This window comes from Marinomonas colpomeniae (assembly GCF_014803385.1).
GTDB lineage: Bacteria > Pseudomonadota > Gammaproteobacteria > Pseudomonadales > Marinomonadaceae > Marinomonas > Marinomonas colpomeniae.
The window spans coordinates 283899-305177 of the sequence record NZ_JACYFC010000003.1 but is presented as its reverse complement, the minus strand read 5'-3'; the positions used below and the strand labels follow the sequence as shown (position 1 = coordinate 305177).

The window sequence follows — 21279 nt, the reverse complement described above, 5'->3', positions numbered from 1 at the left end:
AGCCTTATTTTGAAAAATAGCGGCCTTAATATTTAACGGCTAGAACCAACGCTAGCGAACACTAAGGTTTATTATCAGGAAGTAAAGGTTTTGGAAGGCAAACACCGTAGCCTTGAGCGTAATCAACGCCCATATCATCAAGTATATCAATGATAGATTGATTCTCTGCAAATTCAGCTACTGTTGTTTTTTGCATTATATGACCAATTTTATTCATTGTTTCCGTCATGGCTCTGTCTATTAGGTCATGTTCAATATTTTTAACAAAGCCCCCGTCTATTTTTAGGTAATCTACAGGGAGTTGTTTAAGATATCCAAAAGAGCTACTTCCAGCACCAAAATCATCAAGAGCAAATTTCACTCCAAGCTTTTTACACCCACTAATAAACTCAATAGCAGAGACAATGTCTTTCACTGCCACTGTTTCGGTAATTTCAAAACACAACTCTTCTGGGTTAACGTTAAACTCTAATATTTTATTTTTAATGTAATCCAGTAAATTAGGAGAATTAATCGAGCCACCAGAAAGGTTAATACTGATCATCAGCTTCTTATTAGGATATAACTCTTTCACTGTATGATATTCAGACAGGACTTTATTAATCACCCAACGGTCTATTTCTGCGACTAAATTATATCGCTCCGCCGCAGGAAAGAAGTGATATGGAAGAATAATTTCATCATCTTCAGATAGCATACGTAGCAGTATTTCTAAATGTACTGACGTAGCATCTTCACCTTTTAAAGAACGGTAAGTTTGGTGATAAAGGACAAAACGATCGTCCTTTAAAGCCCCTGTGATTTTTTCTACCCAACCAGTTTCACTCCGTCTGGCCGCTAGTTGCACATCACTTTCTTTAAAGAAGCAGAAGCGTTGACGACCTTGATCTTTTGCCCAATAACAAGCCGAATCCGCTTGCCCTAATACGTCCATTAGAGAGAAGCTGTCTCTATTGATTACCGTAATACCAATACTTATTCCAATGGTATGTATTTTTTGTTCCCAGAAAAATTGAAACGAGTCGACAGCATTCAATAAAGCATTTGCCATTTGAATACCTTTTTCTTCACTGCAATTTTCTAATAACAACCCGAACTCATCTCCGCCTAGTCGAGCGAACGTATCACCACCTCGAATATGGCAACCTATAATTCGAGTTAATTGTTTAAGTAGCTCATCACCTGCATTGTGTCCGCAAGAATCATTAATGACTTTAAATCGATCAAGATCCATATAGAAAACAACATATTTCACAGCGGTATTGTTGGCTTTTTTAATAGCATTAGTCGTTCGTCTTTCAAACTCTTGTCTGTTAACCAATCCTGTTAAGATATCGTGAGATGCTTCCCATGATTTACGCTTAAGGTTTTCTCTTGCTTCGGTCACATCACGTAAACATAGTACAGCGCCAGTTAAAGCGCCTTTACTGTCGAATACTGGAGTACAGCGTTCTTCGACCTCTATTTGTAAATTTGAAGGTGTACTAAGAACACTGCGTTCATTGCAGGTTGTAATTTTTTTAGAATCTAATGTCCGTACGAGAGTACTCTCTATTTTAGCGCTAGACTCGTTGTCTGTAATCCGTAGCAATTCAGTGAAATTTTCATCTTTGTATTTGAAAAGTAAGTTACCAAACATTTTTTCAGCAGAGGTGTTGAAGTAAAGAAGACGACCTTCCGCATCAGAAACGATAATGGTTTCTTTGATTGAGTTTAACGTTACCTCGGCGCGTTCTTTTTCTGTATAAAGCTCATCCGATATTCGCTTTAGCGCACTGATAGGTAATAGTCGTAAAATCAAGAAAACCACAGACCCTAGAATCAAACCCAGTATAGAAACGATGAATACATCTAGATACAAATTTGACAGCGATGTGCTGACCGTAATTTTACCAACGACCTTATTAATATCTTTTAGAGGGTAGCTGCGTTCTATTTGCCAGCTTTCAATTTTAGAACCTGTTGATATGATCAAGCCTCCATTCTCATCAAAAAGCTGTACAAATTCGTTATCTAATATTACAGGCTCTCTTTCAAGAACTCCGTAGATACGATTTTCTGCATACATCCAAGTATTAGGAAGCGTGGTTATAATATCGGATTGAGCATGAGCCTTAATTCTTGCTTTAAAGTACAGGGAACTTGCTAATCCTTGATAAGAAACTACAGCATAGACAATAGGCAGACTTAACGCGACCACCAAAGAAATAACGATAGATAAGTTGGTAAGTACTTTGGCTTGTTGTTTATCTTTTGACAATTTCATTAGATACACATCTTTATTAAGGGGCATAGTTACCATACTTCTCTAAAATAGCCTTACCTTCTGAAGAACTTACAAAGTCAAGAAAGTCAGCTACGTGGGGAGGAATTGCTTTGGGAATAATAAAATAAAAAGATGTATTCATTGGATAACGCTTAGCATTACTTGCGTGGGTTGGATCAACGCCATCAAGAGACATTGCATGGATATTTCTGTTTTCTGACAGAATTAAAGCCAAAGTCGTTACACCAAAACTGCCTGGGACTTTTTCGATATGACTAACAGATTCTTGATCCGTTGCAGCAAACAAAAAGTCAGGATTTTCATTCCCCATTGCCAGTGCTTTTTTTAATTTAGGAGAGAGTTGGTTCAGCTGTTTTGTATTACCATCATTAGCTTGACGAATAATAGGGCGTATTAGTTCGCCCGTTGACCATTGTGTTAGTTCTCCAGTATAGATTTGAATTAGTTGCTCTACAGTAATCGCGTTTTCTGTTAATTTATTTGATACTGCGATAACGGTTGGAGAACGTGCATATTCAACTGCAGTGGCTCCACCTGTGAATTCTGTCTCTTTAAACGGGCGAGAACTTAATCCAAGATGAATTTTACCTAAAGGGACGGCTTTTATAGCGCCACTGCTTCCAATACTAGGCAAAACGGTTATTTCCGTTTCTGGATTAGACCTTTGGTATTCTTGCGCTAATAATGTCATGGTGCCAAGAGCATTTCCGGTCCCCCCAATTATTATATCTTTTGCCAAAATTGGTGTGGACAAAAAAGTGGTTATCGCTAAATACACAACCCATTTTAAAAAATACATAATCCACCTCTTCAACATTAATAATGTATTAAATAATACCATAGCCTTCAAAAGGAACATGCTTGCTTGTTTGTACCAAATTGTAACTTCTAACACTAATAATTCATAAAATGTAATTTTTCATTACAGCAGGCTTATTTTGACTAAATAAACGTTTCTATATTCACCTGCTTAATCAATGTGTATTTTATATTTTAAAAAAATTATATTTTTCACACATAAGGATTAATAAAAATATATTGTTAAAAATCATAGGCTTAATTTTAAATAACACCTTTACCCTTCATAAATTAAATAAAACCAATAACGCTTTCTTTATTACCAACCTAATTACTCATTTCTTTAAAAAAATATGCAAATACTGAAATATAGATTAGTACTTTTTAGACCTATAATTCAATACGACTTTAGTAATATCTCGATCATATTTTATAATTCTCATTGAAATAGCCATAATAAAATTAGAAATTTTATTCGACAGATAAATCCTAAAATTTCACAGTTTAATATCAACCAAATGGTCAGCTTTTAGTAAACTGCAGACCTCAAAGACACAATTCCTTCATAACCATGTTCAGTAGCAACACTCCTTCTAAATACAAAAAATTAGTGAATCTACTTAAAAATAAAAGTAACTCATGAGACTTACCAATAAACGAGCTACCGTGGATGAATTACAGCTAAACCTCTAAAGTTAAAAACCAAACTATAAATTTCTTGACGATTCATTAGAATCCGATTAAATTAACTAAACGGTATAGTTAATTTAATCATTGGAGAACACCATGAAAAGTGAGAACGGTTTCTACGGGCAGTACGGCGGTAGTTACATTCCTGAGATTCTTTATTCGAGTCAGCAACAAATTTTGCATGCGTTTGAAGAAGCCAAAAACGACCCAGCGTTTCTCACTGAGCTAAACAAACAATGGCAGCAGTTTTCCGGCCGACCAACACCACTTACCTTTTGTGAAAATTTAACCAATCACTTTGGTGGTGCGCAAATTTATCTAAAAAGAGAAGATCTAAATCACAGTGGCGCGCACAAAATGAATAACGTGATTGGCCAAGGTTTGTTGGTCAAACGCATGGGTAAAAAACGTGTTATTGCAGAAACAGGCGCAGGACAACACGGTATTGCAACCGCTCTTGTCGCTGCTCGCTTAGGTCTAGAATGTACAATTTACATGGGCGCGAAAGACATAGAGCGCCAATATCCAAATGTATTTTGGATGAAACAATTAGGTGCCACTGTTGTTCCTGTAACCACGGGAGCACAGACGTTACGTGATGCGTTAGACGAGGCGTTACGCGATTGGTCTTCTAGTCATGAAGACAGCCATTATCTGATCGGTACCTCTTGTGGTTGTGCGCCCTTCCCTGAAATGGTCGCTTTTTTCCAATCGGTGATTGGTGAAGAAGTACGCGAACAAAGTGTTGCACAGTTCGGTCAATTCCCTGATCGTCTTTATGCTTGTGTTGGCGGTGGCTCAAACGCGTGTGGTTTGTTCTTACCCTTTCTTGATGAGAAAAACGTCGAGATGGTGGGCGTAGAAGCTGGCGGCAAAGGTTTGGAATTAGGCGAGCACTCTATTCGCTTGTCTCACAACCTTGGTCAACCCGGTATTGCACAAGGTTTTTCGACCATGTTTTTACAAGACCAAGCGGGGCAACTACAGGAAACTCATTCCATTGCAGCCGGTTTAGATTACGTTGGTGTGTCACCTATTATCGCGCATCTCGCGGAAATTGGTCGTATCAAAATGACTTATGCGATGGACGATGAGGTGATTAATGCTTGTACCTTATTGCTGAAAAAAGAAGGCATTATTCCGGCACTGGAATCTTCCCATGCGTTGGCAGGCGCTTTTAAAGATGCGCCGAATTTACCGAAAGAATCTCGTATTGTGATTAACCTTTCAGGTCGTGGTGACAAAGACATTTTCAATGTGGCAAAAGCGGTTCAAGACGAAACTTTCCCTCAGTTCTTAACTGATTATCTTGCTTCTTATCCTGTAAAAGTACCTTCCACTAAAGAACAAAAGGAAACCGACGCATGAGCCAGTTAGCCGCTTTTATTAAACAACAACGCCAGAAGAAACCAATATTGTCCATGACTCATGTGGTTTACGGCTACCCAACGGTTCAAGAAAGTTTGGATTGGATGGAACGCCTGATGAAAGAAGGTGTGGACTTCATCGAAGTGCAATTCCCCTTCTCTGATCCTGTGGCCGATGGTCCAAGTATTGTGGCGGCTTGTCACAAAGCACTGGAACAAACCCTTGATGTGGAAACCTGTTTGACGCAATTGGGGGAACTAGCAAAAGGTTTTCCAGAAAGCCGTATTGTACTAATGAGCTACCTGAACCCTATGTATCGATATGGCTTAGACAAACTCGCTAAACGTGCCGCCGAGGAAAATATTCTTGGTTTGATTTTACCTGATTTACCGATCGAGCAAGCCGCAACCTATCAAGCGACTTGTGAAAAATATCAAGTCGATCCTATTTGGTTGGTCACACCTGTGACACCAAAAGATCGTCTTGCTATGTTGGCGAGTCAAGCCAGTGGTTTCTTATATTGTGTGGCACGTTCTGGTGTGACGGGTCACTCCGTACATGAGACTAAGATGCATGAAGGTAAGAGCAAAACCACATCGTTAGACGATTATTTGGCAGAGATCAAAGTCCATTCAAGCGCGCCTATTGGTGTCGGTTTTGGCTTACGAGAAAGAGCGCAAATAGAACAGCTTATAGGCAAAGCAGATCTCGCTATCTTGGGTTCTGCGCTATTGGATGCGTACAACAAAGGCGGGCAAGAAGAAGGCATTAAACTGATAAAAGACTTATTTTACTAAGTCCAGTTTCAAACCCCACAGTAAAAACTGCTTGAAACGCGGTAGCACAGAATATATGATCCATATATAAATCATATACGGATCATATATTATGGGTATCATCAAAATCTCCGACGACCTTCACGACGACATTCGCAAAAGCTGCCAAGTTATGTCCCGCTCTATCAATGCTCAAGCAGAGTTTTGGATGAAGATGGGCCGTTTGGCAGAACTGAATCCAACACTTACTTTCGCAGAGATTATCGGCAATGAACTGGCAAACGCCAACGATGACGAGCCACTTAAGTTGGTAAAGTAGCATGCAAGTACAGATCAAGAATTCAGAAGAAATTGAGTTAATGAGAGAGTCTGGAAAGCTGTTGGCCGACGTTTTCTATATGCTTGATGACTTCGTAAAAGAAGGCATTTCGACTCTAGAAATAAACGATAAAGTCGACGACTTTATTCGTCATACACTGAATGCTAGACCGGCAAGTTTGGGTCAATACGGTTATGAGTTTGTGCTTAACTCTTCAATCAATGAAGTGGTTTGTCATGGCGTTCCGGCAGAAAGTCAAAGACTCAAATCAAAAGACATCGTCAATCTAGACATCACACTTGAAAAGAATGGCTTTATCGCTGACTCCAGTAAAATGTTTGTCATGAGTGAAGCGAATCCCATTGCAAAGCGTTTGGTTAAAACAACCTACGATGCCATGTGGGACGGAATTAAAAAGGTAAAACCAGGTGCGACGTTAGGTGATATTGGTGCAGCGATTCAAACTCTGGCTGAAAGCAAAGGCTATTCTGTTGTAAAGGAATACTGTGGACACGGGATTGGTCGAGAGATGCACGAAGAACCTCAAGTGCTTCATTATGGTAAAGCTGGTACGGGTCTGGTTTTAAAAGAAGGTATGACTTTTACTATTGAACCTATGATCAACCAAGGTAAACCCAAAACAAAAACGAAGAAAGACGGATGGACTGTGGTTACCACCGATAAAAAACTTTCAGCGCAATGGGAGCACACCATTCTGGTCACCAAAACGGGTTATGAGGTTCTCACATTAAGAAATGAAGAGCGCGCTTAAATAAGTATGCTCTTCATCCAATGCGCTTCCATAAAATCAATAAACACACGCAGTTTATTCGGCATAAATCGCATCGCAGGAAATTGCATGTGAACGCCGCCTTGAAAGTCGCTTTTCAACTGCCAATCTTTTAACACTTCAATCACGTCGCCTTTTTCAAGCGCATCTCGAACAACGAAATCTGGAAAAGGGGCAATACCAAAACCTTGTTTCACGCCTTTTAAACGCATATCAGCGTCATTATTGATATAACGCCCATCAACGGTAATCACGGTTTTTTGTTCACCTTGAGTAAACGACCAGACATTGTCTCCATCAAAAAAACCGAGTGGCAAGCAAGCATGTTTCACCAAGTTTTCAGGCGAATGTGGGATACCATGTTCTGCCAAATACTGCGGGCTCGCGCACAATATGGAGCGAACGCTTCCCAGTGTTTTACACACTAAATGCTCGTAAGGTTGCTCTGCGATATTGAATACTAAATCTACATTTTGATAAGCAGGATCGACGCGTAAATCTGTCACTTGAACATGCAAACAAATCGCTGGATACAAGCCCATAAATTCAAGTAACAAAGGCTCTAATACTTGCTTAGCAAACGCATCTGGCGCTGCGATTCTTAAACGCCCTTTGGCTTCGGTTGTGTTGCTTTCAGACGCAACGACGGCTTCTTTGGCGCTGTCGAGCATATTACGACATTGTTCATAAACCGCCATACCAACAGAGGTGATGGTTTGTCGACGCGTAGTTCGCTCAACCAATACCGCTGATAACACACTTTCCATCCGCGATACTTGTCGGCTCACTCCAGAAGGTGTGATGCCTAACTTCTCTGCGGCTTTAGTGAAGCTACCCGTTTCAACAACGGCAACGAACGCCGCCATATCAGGCAACAAAGTTATAATTTTATTTGTGTCCATGAATCATAAGTCTTTTGTTTTTAGTGGTTATTATCATAACAACAAACACAAGTTAACATACTTTCTCGCTCAACTCAGCTCTTCCATACAGCAATCCATAATTCATTTATGACGAGAATAAGATGAAAACTCAAACATTGAATGCACCCCTTTTCAGCCGTTTACCTATTGCTGAATTGTCTTTATTGCTCACTGCTATTTTCTGGGGAACCAGTTACGGCATTACTAAAGAAGCGCTCATCTACACCAGCGTCTTAGCTTTTATCGTAATTCGCTTCAGTCTAACGTCATTGTTGTTATTACCAAATTACTGGAGAGACGCTAGAAAAGGACTCACAACAGATTGGAAATACGCCTTGCCTACTGGCGTAATATTATTGTGTATTTTTCTCGCAGAAACCTACGGAATTTTTCATACGACTGCGTCTAAAGCGGCTTTTTTGATTAGCCTTTGTGTTTTGATGACGCCTTTTGTCGAAGCCATTACAACAAAGCAATGGCCGCCAAAAAGCATAATAGGTTTCGCTTTATTGTCTGTCGTTGGGGTGTTGCTATTGACTCAAAAAGAACTTGGCGGGTCGTCTCTTATTCCTGCTCTCAAACTTAACCTTGGCGATTACTGTATTTTACTGGCGGCGTTGTTGCGAGCTTGTATGGTTGTCTCGACTCAGGTTTTGTTGAAAGGAAAACGCCTTTCCGCCTTAAATATCACCAGCATTCAAGCGAATGTTGTGTCAGTCGGCGCCTTGGTCATTTTCCTAATGAGCGACATTAAAATGTCAGACCTTGTTCCAATGGAATGGCACTTTTGGTTACTGGCTTTTTACCTGGTAATTTTCTGTACCATCTTCGCTCTGTTCGCGCAGAACTATGGTGTAAAACACACAACATCATCACGAGTTGCTTTACTGACAGGATCTGAACCCGCTTTCGGTGCACTCTTCGCGTTTGTTTGGTTGGGAGAGAGTTTGACTGTCATTCAAATGATTGGCGGAATCTGCATTTTGCTAGCGACTCTGATGGCGACAATGCAAGGAAGAAAGACACGTCCCTAATAGACGGGTCTTTCTATTAAACAGAGTGAAAACGCATTTATAGAATATAAATCTATTAAACCGCACGGAAAACCAAAGAAATTCCGTTTAAACAATGACGCTTACCCGTTGGTTGTGGACCATCGTCAAAAATATGGCCCAAGTGGCTTCCACAACGACGACAATGCACTTCTGTTCGTTGCATAAAAAATTTATTATCGTCTTTGGTCCCTACTGAATTTGGAAGGCTTTGATAAAAGCTTGGCCAACCTGTTCTGCTGTCGTATTTGGTACTTGCATCATAAAGAGGTAAATCACAGCCTTTACAGTTATAAATCCCAGCACGCTTTTCATGAAGTAACGAACTGCTACCTGCTCGCTCTGTTCCTTCTTCTCGCATTACCTTGTATTCAAAGTCGTTTAACTTTTCTTGCCATTGTTTTTTTGTATAAATTACTTCAAAAGTTAAATCTGAAGCCAACTCTTCTGCGGTTAATGATGTAGAGAAGTACTTTGCTCCAGCTATTACACAAACAGTTGTGACGAAAAAATGTCTACGATTCATAATATTAGTCCTTATTAGCGTTATATTATTTGGACGTGATAGAGAAAACTTAGTTCCTTGACAGAACCTTATGTCTAAATAAATGCTTATTTATGCTAGTAGGGAAAAAATGCGCAAGGAGTTATTCGTAGAATCAGATAATAAGTAGTATTTATAACCATTCAGTTTTTACTACTTTAGACAGTTTCTGAAGGATTAAATTTGTCTAAAGTGATATTTTCATTTTTTAAAGACAAAAAAAAGGTAAGTTCTAAAGAACTTACCTTTTTTAAAATATTGTCAGCTAGTAATTAAACTACTGTAATATTCTCTGCTTGTGGGCCTTTTTGGCCAGCAGTTACAACGAACTCAACTTGTTGACCTTCAGCCAAAGTTTTAAAGCCGTCACTTACGATCGCGCTGAAATGTGCGAAAACGTCTGGACCAGACTCTTGCTCGATGAAACCGAAACCTTTAGTTTCGTTGAACCACTTAACTGTACCTTTAACTGTATTAGACATAAATAATCTACCTAAATTTTAAATATAAAATAGCCTTTAATAGGCTGAAATTGCAAAAAAATAGACTGGCACTTAGAAACTTCAGAACGACGATTTATGAATAAAACAACGTGTAGCAGAGTTTTTAATTAGAGACTTCTTTCTAGCTTGAGGGGTCATTGTATAGATATAACAAAGAGATGGATAGTTTTATTTCACATCATGGAAGATAAAACAATATAACGCCCTATTACTACTGCCTCTTATATAGAGGTGCTAACATATCAGAACAAACAAATAGACAATGTGATCTTATGAATATTTCAATAATTAAATCGAGTGCTCTTTTATTAGGCTGTATGACGGTTAGTTTCGCATACGGCAGTAATTTAGTTGCTTTCGGGGAAAACTGTCTTGTAAAAGAAACACGTTTAAACAAAGCGAAAATCAGATTGGAACAGTTATCTAGCAATGAAGAAATTAAAAGAATCAAAGCTAACCAATCAAAAGATGACTTAGAATATTATCAAAACAAGCTTGCAGAGATAGACGCCACACTAACCGAGTGCGCTGAAACCACACCAAATAGCGCGTACTGCCACCAAAATCGACGCAAGTACAATGAACTAACTCATATTATTCAAGCAAAACTTGATGCAGTAGAAGCACGCTCTAATTCTATAGATTCAAATTCTCGCTACGAAATCAATAAGATTAACTTTAGCGAAAAGCATGCGGAGTTTATTGCTCTTTGTAGAGACTCAAATACTCACTATGCTTTTATTCAAGACTCTAGCGCTTATATGGCTGTTTGCCAGAATGAAGACAACAAACACACAGTCACCTGCTCACTTTTCTAATCTTACTTCTATAAATAACACATCAGCAGAATTCACTTAAAACTCTGTCAGAATAATATGAAATCAAAAGTCCACTCTAAACGATCAAAGGTCGTTATGAGTAAGCCTACGCAAAATTAAGCGTTAGTGTTTTGAAGTTTTATTTTTCTAAGACCAACGGAAACGACGAACTTCGTTGCCCTCTTCCGGTTTATTCGGAATATTAAACGCCAATATCAAAGATACAACCGTCATCAACGCGCCCGCTAAGAAGACGCTGGCTGGCGACACTAGCCAAATAAGTCCAAAGGTAACTGGAATGACAACCGCAGCAATATGACTGATGGTGAAAGACACTCCCGCCGTGGACGCCATGTCCGCTGGATCTGCAATTTTCTGTAGGTAAGTTTTAATCGCCAATGCCAATGCGAAGAACAAATGATCAATGACATATAAACTGCCTGCCAACATAGCAGAATCAACAAACGCATAACCAACAAACACAAAAACCAAACCTGTGTATTCAAAGATCAATGCTTTGCGTTCACCAAAACGCCCAATTAAACGACCAATTCGTTTGGCAAAAAACCAATTGAACAGATAGTTAATCAAAAACAGTAAAGTGATATCTGATGCTGAATAACCGAACTTCTCAACCATCAAGAAACCAGCAAACACTACGAATATTTGACGTCTCGCCCCACTCATAAAAGTCAGTGCGTAATATAGCCAATAACGTTTACGTAATAATAACTTTTTACTCTGAGGTACTTTCGCCTCAAAACGAGGAAATGCGACACAAATAAATAGCACTAAAGACAAAGCGGCACTGCCAGCAATTAGGTACACCCATTTATAATCAAGTTGAACAATCTCAAGCAATAGCCATAAACCAGAATAGGTTATCAGAGATGCCAGTGCGCCAATCGAAATAAGCTTACCTAATACTTCTGGCGCCTCTTCTCTGGTTAACCATTGCAATGACAGAGATTGCTTGAGGGTTTCAAAATAATGGAACCCAACAGACATTAATAAAGTGGTACATAATAGCCCTGTTACCGAAGGGTAAAAGCCCGTAATCGCCACACCAACGGCAAGCAGAATAAGAGATAAAAGCATGAAGCTTTGCTCTCGAATGAACAACAAAATGAAAATGGCGGTAAAAGCTAAGAAACCAGGAATTTCGCGAACACTTTGCAACAAACCAATTTCAGCACCTGTAAAATTAGCTTTCTCAATCACAAAATTATTAAGCAACGCTTGCCAGCTAGCGAACGCCATTGGCACCACAATCGATACCAGCATAAGCAAATGCTTAGGTGTTTGCCATGATTTTAGCGGTTTCTCTGATTGTCGAACTTTTTCTGAGCTCAGTGACGACTGTGATAAATCAAGGTTTTGATTATCCAACATAGCAACATCTCTTATTTAAATAGCTTAAGCACAACTTAATTAGTGGCATTTGGTATTGTGCAGTTTATCAGTTAGCATTTAGTCTTACTTTCTACAACCTGACTTAAATCATCGACTAAAAGACATTTATTTAATAATAAAATATGAAACCACACACAAAACCCAATTCGACCAATGAACAAATAGCCAATGCAGGTGATAAATTTGTCATTACTAGAAAAATAGACATGTCAGCGGGCCACCAAGGCCCACCGCATCATCATAGTTGGTACCAACTTATGTATGCTTCAAAGGGGATTTTACATGTGGAGTATCAAAACCAAATCATGCTGGTACCACCACAAAAAGCCATCTGGTTAGCGCCAAATTGTGACCATGATGTAAAAGCCCCCATAGGCGCGAAATTCCATAGTTTGTACTTTAGACCCGATGTTGTCAGTAAGATGGGAGATCAAAATAAGGTATTAAATATTACGCCATTAGCTCGAGAGCTTATTCTTTCTATTGGTAACATTAGTCAAAAACAAAGCTTTGACGAGACTGAACAACGACTCATACAAGTACTGATTGATCAGTTAGCGTTGCAATCAGACAATGCTCTGTCCTTATTAATTCCTTCCGATAAAAGACTGAACCAACTGGTTACTGAATTAATGAAAGAACCGAGTAACTCACTGAGCCTTGAAGAGTGGTCAACAAAGTTGGCGGTTTCGAGTCGAACGATTACTCGAATTTTCAATAAGGAAGTAGGCACAGGGTTTAAGGAATGGCGTCAAAAAGTACGTTTATTAGAAGCAGTAAACCTATTAGAACAAGGTGAAATGTCAGTAACTGATATAGCCCTAGAGGTTGGCTACCAATCACCTTCTGCTTTTACATATGCATTCAAACAAATGTTTAAAAACAACCCTATTGGTTATTTAAAAAAGACCTAGGAAAAAACATTGCTCCAAAACAATGAAAAAATCGACTTCATTCATTGTTTTTTACTTCCAAATCTCAAACCATGTTTTATCTACACGATCTTTAGTTAAGCTCAGCCTAGCAGTGCAGTTCCTTCTACTTCTAAAACTGTTTTTGCGTCAGTTCTCTCCATGATTTTCACTAATGCAGATTGAATCACCTCATCTTCACGCACATCGTCTTTACCAGCAAAGCGTTGCTCTTGTGGCTCTACTCCTTCATCTAGTACAAACGTTACAACGACCTCTGTTGCCATATCTTCGGTTTCTCCAAAGTATGAAAAAATTACTTGTGGATAGCCTTTAAATCCCATTTTAACTTTCTTTGCGATTCGTTTTTTAGATTTATCTATGTTCATGCTACTTACCTGAAAGAAGTGGTGTCACTGTGAAACGATAACTGAATTAAAACACAAAGCGCCTTGGTCAAGATAATCTATCTGGATTTTTTACTATTTAATTAAACCTAATGCAGTTTTAAACTCAGGGGCTTGGCAATCGCCAATTAATTCAAACAAAAGCATTTCTAGACAGGTTATTTCAGCGCCCTTTCTTGTTAGTTTCGCTAATGCCAGTTCTTTATTATCTAATGAGCGTGATGAAATACAGTCACTAATTAATTCAACCATGTAACCAGAATTCATTAAATCTAATGCAGTCTGATACACACAAATATGTGCTTCAATGCCAGCGATAAGCCATGTATTGACCTTCGTTTTTTCTACTGCAGCAGAAAACTCCGGTTCACCACACGCGCTAAACGCATACTTTGAAATAGGTTGAACCGAATCTAAAACTGTTTTTAAAGCAGGGACTGTTTTGCCTAGTTTTTCTGGATTTTGTTCCAACCATAATATAGGCAAGTCTAATAGTTTTGCGGTCTGTATAAGTTTTACCAAATTCGCTATCACTCGTTCACTGTCATACACAATCTCAGCTAATCTGCCCTGAACGTCTATGATCACCAAACCTGTTTTTTCTTTTTTTAACATAATCAGCCTCGTCTTTTTTATATTGTTTATATAAATGAATTAAACTAATTTGATACCTAATGATGACAATAAGCTAACCGCTTCATAACGGCAAAAAGTGGCGCCTTTCAAATTGTTTTTAGTGACATCTATATCAAAATTAATAGCACCATTAAAATCGGCATTAGATAAATCACAATTCATAAACAAACTATTGGTTAGATCCGTTCCAGAGAAGCGTCCCCGAGCAAGTATTGCCTCTCTAAAGTCCACATCATGAGCACGACATTCATCAAATACAATACCAGATTGCTTCAATCCATAAAAAGACGACACATTGACCAAACACCGTTCAAAATACAATGCAGCACCTAAATCTAAACCTCGCCAGTAAGCTTTCGTCCAGTCCACACCTAAGACTTTAGAGTCGTAGAACTTAACATCAGAAAACTTAGTATTTTTTACTCGAATAGCAGTGAGTTTGCATTTAATAAACTGGCAGTCTTTAAAAGTACAACCATCAAATATGGATTCAGAAAAATCACAAGACTCAAACATGCAGTTTTCAAAAACAGCATTCATCAGCGTGCCTTGTACTATAACGAGACCTTCGAATTCTTGATTATAGTATTCGCTTTTACTTTCTAGCATTTTGTCTTCCAATTACTAATCTGCTCCTTTGAACTATGCATACCTGGCTTATTCCTCACAAAAATCGTCATTTAACATTCGTTATCAATTGATGATTTATTACCACCACGTTTTAAAACTCGAAATAAATACCCTGCAATAACAAGGTTGATGAGTAAGGCTGATAAACTGAAAACATTAATATCTTGATAGATAGCATACAATTCAAAAGGGATATAAAGCGAGGCGGTAACGAAGGCGAACCATTCGATCCAAAGCAATTGATTCCAAAGACCATAAGCCAGCACAAACCGAAAAACGCCATAAATAAGCGCCACTGATGTTACAAGGATTAAACTGTTATTAGAGACTTTATCAACCATCATTAAGATGACTTTAGGATAATGGCCGACGGGAGAAATTCCCCACTCTGACATAAAATCTAGGGCAAGCTGATGGAGGTCTTCACCAACCAAAGCATTAACACCAATTGCAACGGATAATGCCAGTATTCCTTTAAAACCTTCTAACAGTGCAATGGCGTTTAGCCCTTGAAATTTCATAGTCACAACTTCAGTCTTTAAAAATTCAGAGTAAACGAACAAAAAGACAAAAAAAAGACGTTTATGCTTTATTTTAGACACTAGAAATATAGAAGACGTTTTATTAGTCATAAAAAAGGAAAGCCTATAGCACATATAAATGTAGGCTTTCCTTTTTTGAGTAATGCTACCGCTTTAAATTACGGTTTTAGGTTATTTTGTATCATTACGAATCACACCCGCTTCAGGATCATCAAAAATTGCCATATCAATCTTATCTTCACCTTTCGCTACGATAGCAGATACTACCGCATCACCCGTTATATTGACGGCTGTTCGACACATATCCATCAAACGGTCTACACCTAATAACATGCCGACAGCTTCCACTGGCAAACCAACTTGTGTCAGCACCATAGTCAACATAATCATACCAACACCAGGGACACCCGCCGTACCGATGGAAGCTAAAACAGACATTAAGATAACTGTTAAGTAACCACTTAGCCCCAAATCGACACCATATACATTGGCAATAAAAACAGTCGCAACACCTTGCATAATCGCGGTGCCATCCATGTTAATGGTTGCACCAAATGGCACAGTAAAAGAACCAACAGACGGGTGCACACCAACTCGATTTGTTACGGCATCCAATGTCACAGGAATTGTGGCATTAGAACTGGCCGTTGAAAATGCAAAGGTCTGAGCCGATCTTATCTTCTTCAAGAAAGTCAGCGGGCTCAAACCGGTGAAGAGTTTCAAAAGAACCATCAAGGTAATAAAACAATGAAAAGCCAATGAACCAAGTAAAGCAGCCACATATCCCAATAACGGGATAAACATGGCCGGACCATTTCCAGCAAAGGTTTTTGCAATTAAAAAGAACACACCATAAGGTGCAAATGACATAACGATTTTTACCAAGTTCATCATTAAGTCATTCATGAGCATAGCGCCATCTTGCAGGGGTTTACCTTTATCACCTAACATCAGAAGCGCAATGCCTACTAGCACCGTATAAAATATAATCGGTAGCATGGAACCATTTGCCATGGCTTGTATAGGATTGGTTGGAACAATATTAATTAATACATCAACAAGTGATGGTGCGCTTTTCGCTGCCACTTCTTTCATAGCAACAGAGCCTTGTTCAAAACCTGCACCTATATTTAATAATGACGCTAATAATATGGCTGTAGCAATAGCAATCGCTGTAGTTAATAGGTAAAAAATCACGGATTTACTACCAACACGTCCTAGAACCCGAACATCCCCAATACCTATAACACCACAAATCAAGGAGAAAACGACCAATGGTACAACTAACATTTTCAACGCGGAAACAAACATTTTCCCTATAGCTTCAAACACACCATAGACAAAGAAATCGGCTATCACATTGTTGCCTTCTTGCACAATACCATCGACACCAAAGCTAAAATTCACAAATAAGCCAACAGCTAAACCGAGTAGCATTGAATACACAATTTTTGTTGTTAGCGTTGCGGAATACCACCATCTCATATTGAATTCTCCTTATTTTCTGATTATGACGAACGTCATGAAAGTATGCCTATCTGATAAAACTATAAAACTTATCACTTTATCCGGGGTAGTTCTGAGCGATGAATTTACTTTCGGATGCGTTCATTTTTACTTACTTTCTATAAATTTAGTTTATTTAGGGTCAAAGCTTGTCAAGTTTTGTAACCATTGTTTCCTTATTTTTACGAAATACTATAATTATCTATATTCATAAAGTATGGTTTGGATATATAAAAACAACAAATCATTAGGAATGTCCCTTTTTACCCTGGAGTGTTACTTATGTTTCGATCACTAAAAGCTCAAATATACATGTTTGCCTTCGCCCCCTTCATTTTAGTGGCCGTTGTGGGTATTTTTATGCAGATAAAAACACTCGATACAATTAACCAGCAAGTGTCTAAAATTTCAGAAACATCTATTATTGAAGTTGAAAAAAGACGCCTCGTTACCGTTATTGATTCCTCTTTAAGCATCATCAAGCCTTACATTGATATGCCTGGAAAGGAAGGTTTAGAAGATGCTTTAGCACTGCTTTATAACTACCGGTTCGACAACGATGTTGGCTACTTATTTGCTTATGACGGCGAAGGTAATCGCTTAATGAGTGGGTCTGGTGCAGGTGTTGGAAAAAACTTCATTAACTCAAAAGACAAAGTGGGTAACTTAATTGTTCAAAACATATTGACCGCGGCTAAATCTGGCGAAGGCTTCACAACCTACTATTTTCCTAAAAAAGGTGAAACCGAGCCTTCAGCCAAATACAGCTATTCTCTTTGGATTGATAAATGGAATGTTGCTATAGCGACTGGTTTCTTTATTGATGGCACAGAGAACATGTTAAACAACATAGATAACTCACTTAAAAAATCACAACAATCTAGCTTAATTCAAAACTTATTGGTTATATTCGGATTAGCCATTTTTGTCGCTATCGTCGTATTCCTTTCTGTTCGTCTCATGCTTACTGCACTTACCTCACTACGTGATGCTGTTGAAGATTTGGCCGATGGCGAAGGTGATCTAACCGCAACCCTACCAGGAAGTTCATTAGACATTTTGGACGATATATCCAGTCACTTTAATCGCTTTTTAGCGTCAATGGCTGGCGATATAAACAGTTTAAAAAGTGCCTGCGACCAGCTAAATGAAGTCGCAACAGTATCCAGACAGCAACATAAAGACCTTGCACTAGCATCTGATAGGCAAGTTCAAGAAACCGCCAATACAGCAACAGCAATAGAAGAAATGTCTACAACGGCAATGGAAATTGCAGACAATGCTGAACGCACTCGTACTTCCGCTGAAAACACCGACGCTGAAGTTCAAAATGTGCTTAAGCAAGTTCAACTATCTGGCGAAGAGCTTAATGCGTTGAATGGTGTGCTAGCCAGTGTTGAAGAGTCTATCCAGGAATTAGGTGGAAATGTCGAAGAGATAAACTCTGTTCTAAGTGTTATCCAAGGTATTTCCGAGCAGACTAACCTACTTGCACTGAACGCAGCGATAGAGGCGGCACGTGCAGGTGAGCTAGGCCGAGGTTTTGCGGTGGTTGCCGATGAAGTACGAAATCTGGCCCAACGCAGCCAAGAAAGTACAGTTCAAATTCAAACGATTCTGGACAAACTACAACTCAGTGCTGAAAAAACCATTCAGGACATGAGTAATACGACAGAGAAAAGAACCGCTGTTATCGAATCAATGGATGCGATTACAGACATAATCAATTCAAGCTCTGAGTCTATTAAACAACTTACTAGTATGAACATCGATGTTTCAAACGCAGCCAGCCAGCAGTCTACCGTTGTAAATGACATGGCTCAGAATATTAGTGGTATCGCAGATCTTGCGGATTCCATTGGTAAGAGCTCTAAAGAAACCAGTGTTCAGTTCTCTCGACTTGAAGAGCAATCCAAACTCATTCAACGTGTAACGAACAAGTTTAAAACCTAATAGTTAGATTGTTATAAAGAGCCCTATCAAACTGACTACAGGTCTGTTCGACGGGGCTTTTTTTATGCCTGACCTTTGACCATAAATACCAAAATTTAAACAATAAAAAACCCCGTAATCTTTTCAAATTACAGGGTTTGGCGTTGGTAACACTAGGAGATTAAGCTAGATCGAAACGATCCAACTCCATTACTTTCGTCCACGCTGCAACAAAGTCCGTCACAAAACGATCTTGTGCATCGTTGCAAGCATACACTTCAGCAATAGCGCGAAGTTGAGAGTTCGAACCAAAGATTAAATCTGCACGAGTTGCAGTCCATTTTACTTCGCCAGTTTTCCGATCTTTCCCTTCAAACTCATCATCTCCTGATACAGCCGTCCATTTAGTCGCCATATCTAATAGGTTAACAAAAAAGTCATTCGTCAATGTTTCGGGGGTTTGAGTGAATACACCATGAGCAGATTGCTCGATATTTGCACCTAACACTCGTAAACCACCCATCAACACTGTCATTTCTGGTGCTGATAGGGTCAACAACTGCGCTTTATCTAACAATATTTCTTCCGTTGATACTGTGTACTTACCTTTCTGGTAATTACGGAAACCATCCGCAATTGGTTCAAGAACAGAGAAAGACTCTACATCTGTTTGCTCTTGAGAAGCATCTGTACGGCCTGGAGTGAAAGGCACTGTGATATTTTTTCCTGCGGCTTTCGCTGCTTTTTCAACACCTGTCGCACCGGCAATGACAATCAAATCAGCAAGAGAAATCTGCTTTACAGAATTCTTACGATTAAACTCAGCTTGAACGGCTTCAAGTGTTTTCAATATCGTAACCAGTTTTGCTGGCTGGTTCACTTCCCAATCTTTTTGCGGAGCAAGACGGATACGAGCACCATTCGCGCCACCACGTTTGTCTGAACCACGGAAAGTAGAAGCCGATGCCCAAGCGGTTGACACTAAATCTGAAACAGACAAACCAGAAGCAACTATTTTCGCTTTAAGGTTAGCAACATCTGCCTCATCAACTAGTTCATGACTCACTGCAGGCACTGGGTCTTGCCATACAAGTTCTTCTTTCGGTACTAAAGGCCCAAGATAAGAAGCAATCGGCCCCATGTCACGGTGAGTCAATTTGAACCATGCACGAGCAAAAGCATCCGCAAACTCTTCTGGATTTTTATGAAAACGACGAGAAATCTTGCCGTATTCAGGGTCCATGCGTAATGCAAGGTCGCTGGTAAACATGATCGGCAAATGCTTCTTACTACTATCGTGCGCATCAGGAACATTGGCTGCAGAAGCGTCTGTAGGTACCCATTGAATGGCACCGGCTGGGCTTTTTACAATATCCCAATCGTAGCCAAATAGAATATCAAAATAGCCGTTATCCCATTTTGTTGGTGTACTGGTCCAAGCACCCTCTAGACCGCTAGAAATAGTATCAGCACCGTTTCCTGTCCCCTGAGTATTACTCCAACCGAAACCTTGCTCTGTAATACCTGCGGCTTCTGGGTCTGCACCAACTTGTGCAGCATCACCTGCGCCGTGAGCTTTACCAAATGTGTGACCACCAGCAATCAAGGCAACGGTTTCTTCGTCATTCATCGCCATGCGAGCGAAAGTATCACGGATATCACGAGCGGAAGCCAAGGCACTTGGCTCGCCATCTGGCCCTTCAGGGTTGACATAAATAAGACCCATTTGAACCGCAGCTAAAGGGTTTTCTAAATCACGTTCACCTGTATAACGATCATCATCTAACCAAGTTTTTTCTGTCCCCCAGTAGATGTCATCTTCTGGCTGCCATACATCAACACGACCACCACCAAAACCGAATATTTTCAGCCCCATGGATTCTAATGCGCAGTTACCAGCAAGAATCATTAAATCTGCCCAAGAGATTTGACGTCCATATTTTTGCTTGATAGGCCAAAGTAAACGGCGTGCTTTATCAAGGTTAACGTTATCAGGCCAGCTGTTCAGTGGTGCAAAACGTTGTGAGCCGGATGTTGCTCCGCCACGGCCATCGGCAGTACGGTAGGTACCTGCACTGTGCCAAGCCATACGAATAAAGAATGGACCATAATGTCCGTAATCCGCTGGCCACCAATCTTGTGAATCTGTCATCAATGCAAATAAGTCTTGGCGAACCGCCTCAAGATCTAATTTTTTAAATTCTTCGGCATAATCAAAATCTTCACCCATTGGGTTAGATTTTTTAGAGTGCTGATGTAAAAGGTTTACATTCAATTGGTTTGGCCACCAATCTTTGTTTGCTGTGCCACGTGCTGCTGATTGAGGTGCTTCAGTAGCGCCGTGATTAAAAGGGCATTTGCTTTCGCTAGACATAAGGGACTCTCCTACTTACTTTAGTAATATGTTTCATTTGACTGGTAATAGTTATAATAT

The 21279-nt window shown here is 39.5% G+C and carries 20 protein-coding genes; 8 read left to right on the top strand and 12 right to left on the bottom strand.

The genetic code is table 11. The features are described 5' to 3' along the window. Nucleotides 1–61: 61 nt before the first annotated feature. Both IF202_RS10775 and IF202_RS10770 read right to left on the bottom strand, forming a co-directional pair. Nucleotides 62–2266, bottom strand: a complete 2205-nt coding sequence (locus IF202_RS10775; RefSeq protein ID WP_191594903.1) for an EAL domain-containing protein — start codon at nt 2264–2266, stop codon at nt 62–64. A gap of 16 nt (nt 2267–2282) precedes the next feature. Beyond that, on the bottom strand, nt 2283–3182 hold the full coding sequence (locus IF202_RS10770) for a PstS family phosphate ABC transporter substrate-binding protein (RefSeq protein WP_206705463.1): 900 nt from the start codon (nt 3180–3182) through the stop codon (nt 2283–2285). A 689-nt stretch (nt 3183–3871) separates the two neighbouring features. Here IF202_RS10770 and trpB point away from each other — a divergent pair. The 4 genes from trpB (at nt 3872) to map (ending at nt 7010) form a co-directional block, all read left to right on the top strand. Then, a complete protein-coding gene (gene trpB / locus IF202_RS10765) occupies nt 3872–5143 on the top strand; it encodes a tryptophan synthase subunit beta (protein ID WP_191594902.1) in 1272 nt (423 codons plus the stop codon). Continuing rightward, nucleotides 5140–5940 (top strand): tryptophan synthase subunit alpha, encoded by an 801-nt coding sequence (gene trpA / locus IF202_RS10760; RefSeq protein WP_191594901.1) that lies wholly within the window; start codon nt 5140–5142, stop codon nt 5938–5940. Before trpB ends, trpA begins: the two co-directional genes overlap by 4 nt. 91 nt (nt 5941–6031) lie before the next feature. Continuing rightward, complete coding sequence (locus tag IF202_RS10755) at nt 6032–6238, top strand: ParD-like family protein (RefSeq protein WP_191594900.1); 207 nt, start codon at nt 6032–6034, stop codon at nt 6236–6238. Nucleotide 6239: 1 nt separating this feature from the next. Beyond that, complete coding sequence (map, locus tag IF202_RS10750) at nt 6240–7010, top strand: type I methionyl aminopeptidase (protein WP_191594899.1); 771 nt, start codon at nt 6240–6242, stop codon at nt 7008–7010. Here map and IF202_RS10745 read toward each other — a convergent pair. Further along, nucleotides 7007–7930: a LysR family transcriptional regulator gene (locus IF202_RS10745; protein WP_191594898.1), complete on the bottom strand. Its 924-nt coding sequence runs from the start codon at nt 7928–7930 to the stop codon at nt 7007–7009. The genes map and IF202_RS10745 overlap by 4 nt on opposite strands. Before the next feature lie 122 nt (nt 7931–8052). Here IF202_RS10745 and IF202_RS10740 point away from each other — a divergent pair, with 122 nt between their 5' ends. After that, entirely contained in the window at nt 8053–8985 is a 933-nt protein-coding gene (locus IF202_RS10740; protein WP_191594897.1) for a DMT family transporter, read from the top strand. A gap of 55 nt (nt 8986–9040) precedes the next feature. On the opposite strand, the gene msrB is transcribed toward IF202_RS10740, so the two are convergent. Continuing rightward, nucleotides 9041–9529 (bottom strand): peptide-methionine (R)-S-oxide reductase MsrB, encoded by a 489-nt coding sequence (gene msrB, locus IF202_RS10735; RefSeq protein WP_191594896.1) that lies wholly within the window; start codon nt 9527–9529, stop codon nt 9041–9043. Between the two features lie 290 nt (nt 9530–9819). After that, nucleotides 9820–10029 carry a cold-shock protein gene (locus IF202_RS10730; protein WP_113915034.1) on the bottom strand — a complete coding sequence of 70 codons (210 nt, stop codon included), beginning with the start codon at nt 10027–10029 and terminating at the stop codon, nt 9820–9822. A 293-nt stretch (nt 10030–10322) separates the two neighbouring features. Between IF202_RS10730 and IF202_RS10725 the strand changes: the two genes are divergently transcribed. Then, complete coding sequence (locus IF202_RS10725; RefSeq protein ID WP_191594895.1) at nt 10323–10868, top strand: hypothetical protein; 546 nt, start codon at nt 10323–10325, stop codon at nt 10866–10868. 147 nt (nt 10869–11015) lie between these two features. Here IF202_RS10725 and IF202_RS10720 read toward each other — a convergent pair whose 3' ends face one another. Further along, entirely contained in the window at nt 11016–12260 is a 1245-nt protein-coding gene (locus tag IF202_RS10720; protein ID WP_191594894.1) for an MFS transporter, read from the bottom strand. Nucleotides 12261–12403: 143 nt separating this feature from the next. On the opposite strand from IF202_RS10720, the gene IF202_RS10715 reads away from it, so the two are divergent. After that, nucleotides 12404–13195 carry an AraC family transcriptional regulator gene (locus tag IF202_RS10715; protein WP_191594893.1) on the top strand — a complete coding sequence of 264 codons (792 nt, stop codon included), beginning with the start codon at nt 12404–12406 and terminating at the stop codon, nt 13193–13195. 101 nt (nt 13196–13296) lie between these two features. Here IF202_RS10715 and IF202_RS10710 read toward each other — a convergent pair whose 3' ends face one another. From IF202_RS10710 to IF202_RS10690, 5 genes are all read right to left on the bottom strand, one after another. Continuing rightward, nucleotides 13297–13581, bottom strand: coding sequence for a hypothetical protein (locus IF202_RS10710; RefSeq protein WP_191594892.1), 285 nt, complete (start codon nt 13579–13581; stop codon nt 13297–13299). Nucleotides 13582–13674: 93 nt separating this feature from the next. Next, the gene (locus tag IF202_RS10705) at nt 13675–14214 is read right to left on the bottom strand and encodes a hydrolase (protein WP_191594891.1); all 540 of its coding nucleotides are present in this window, start codon (nt 14212–14214) and stop codon (nt 13675–13677) included. A 39-nt stretch (nt 14215–14253) separates the two neighbouring features. Then, on the bottom strand, nt 14254–14844 hold the full coding sequence (locus IF202_RS10700; RefSeq protein WP_191594890.1) for a pentapeptide repeat-containing protein: 591 nt from the start codon (nt 14842–14844) through the stop codon (nt 14254–14256). Between the two features lie 71 nt (nt 14845–14915). Continuing rightward, nucleotides 14916–15386, bottom strand: a complete 471-nt coding sequence (locus tag IF202_RS10695) for a DUF2127 domain-containing protein (protein ID WP_191595165.1) — start codon at nt 15384–15386, stop codon at nt 14916–14918. A 192-nt stretch (nt 15387–15578) separates the two neighbouring features. Beyond that, on the bottom strand, nt 15579–16892 hold the full coding sequence (locus IF202_RS10690) for a dicarboxylate/amino acid:cation symporter (protein WP_191594889.1): 1314 nt from the start codon (nt 16890–16892) through the stop codon (nt 15579–15581). A gap of 303 nt (nt 16893–17195) precedes the next feature. Between IF202_RS10690 and IF202_RS10685 the strand changes: the two genes are divergently transcribed. Continuing rightward, nucleotides 17196–18866: a methyl-accepting chemotaxis protein gene (locus tag IF202_RS10685; protein WP_191594888.1), complete on the top strand. Its 1671-nt coding sequence runs from the start codon at nt 17196–17198 to the stop codon at nt 18864–18866. Between the two features lie 160 nt (nt 18867–19026). Here IF202_RS10685 and katG read toward each other — a convergent pair whose 3' ends face one another. Next, nucleotides 19027–21219, bottom strand: a complete 2193-nt coding sequence (gene katG, locus IF202_RS10680) for a catalase/peroxidase HPI (protein WP_191594887.1) — start codon at nt 21217–21219, stop codon at nt 19027–19029. Nucleotides 21220–21279 lie beyond the last annotated feature (60 nt).

Bases quoted from the DNA above. Each gene is read 5' to 3' on its own strand.
- IF202_RS10775 (WP_191594903.1), bottom strand. From the start codon at position 2,266: ATGAAATTGTCAAAAGATAAACAACAAGCCAAAGTACTTACCAACTTA.
- trpB (WP_191594902.1), top strand. From the start codon at position 3,872: ATGAAAAGTGAGAACGGTTTCTACGGGCAGTACGGCGGTAGTTACATT.
- trpA (WP_191594901.1), top strand. From the start codon at position 5,140: ATGAGCCAGTTAGCCGCTTTTATTAAACAACAACGCCAGAAGAAACCA.
- IF202_RS10755 (WP_191594900.1), top strand. From the start codon at position 6,032: ATGGGTATCATCAAAATCTCCGACGACCTTCACGACGACATTCGCAAA.
- map (WP_191594899.1), top strand. From the start codon at position 6,240: ATGCAAGTACAGATCAAGAATTCAGAAGAAATTGAGTTAATGAGAGAG.
- IF202_RS10745 (WP_191594898.1), bottom strand. From the start codon at position 7,930: ATGGACACAAATAAAATTATAACTTTGTTGCCTGATATGGCGGCGTTC.
- IF202_RS10740 (WP_191594897.1), top strand. From the start codon at position 8,053: ATGAAAACTCAAACATTGAATGCACCCCTTTTCAGCCGTTTACCTATT.
- msrB (WP_191594896.1), bottom strand. From the start codon at position 9,529: ATGAATCGTAGACATTTTTTCGTCACAACTGTTTGTGTAATAGCTGGA.
- IF202_RS10730 (WP_113915034.1), bottom strand. From the start codon at position 10,029: ATGTCTAATACAGTTAAAGGTACAGTTAAGTGGTTCAACGAAACTAAA.
- IF202_RS10725 (WP_191594895.1), top strand. From the start codon at position 10,323: ATGAATATTTCAATAATTAAATCGAGTGCTCTTTTATTAGGCTGTATG.
- IF202_RS10720 (WP_191594894.1), bottom strand. From the start codon at position 12,260: ATGTTGGATAATCAAAACCTTGATTTATCACAGTCGTCACTGAGCTCA.
- IF202_RS10715 (WP_191594893.1), top strand. From the start codon at position 12,404: ATGAAACCACACACAAAACCCAATTCGACCAATGAACAAATAGCCAAT.
- IF202_RS10710 (WP_191594892.1), bottom strand. From the start codon at position 13,581: ATGAACATAGATAAATCTAAAAAACGAATCGCAAAGAAAGTTAAAATG.
- IF202_RS10705 (WP_191594891.1), bottom strand. From the start codon at position 14,214: ATGTTAAAAAAAGAAAAAACAGGTTTGGTGATCATAGACGTTCAGGGC.
- IF202_RS10700 (WP_191594890.1), bottom strand. From the start codon at position 14,844: ATGCTAGAAAGTAAAAGCGAATACTATAATCAAGAATTCGAAGGTCTC.
- IF202_RS10695 (WP_191595165.1), bottom strand. From the start codon at position 15,386: ATGAAATTTCAAGGGCTAAACGCCATTGCACTGTTAGAAGGTTTTAAA.
- IF202_RS10690 (WP_191594889.1), bottom strand. From the start codon at position 16,892: ATGAGATGGTGGTATTCCGCAACGCTAACAACAAAAATTGTGTATTCA.
- IF202_RS10685 (WP_191594888.1), top strand. From the start codon at position 17,196: ATGTTTCGATCACTAAAAGCTCAAATATACATGTTTGCCTTCGCCCCC.
- katG (WP_191594887.1), bottom strand. From the start codon at position 21,219: ATGTCTAGCGAAAGCAAATGCCCTTTTAATCACGGCGCTACTGAAGCA.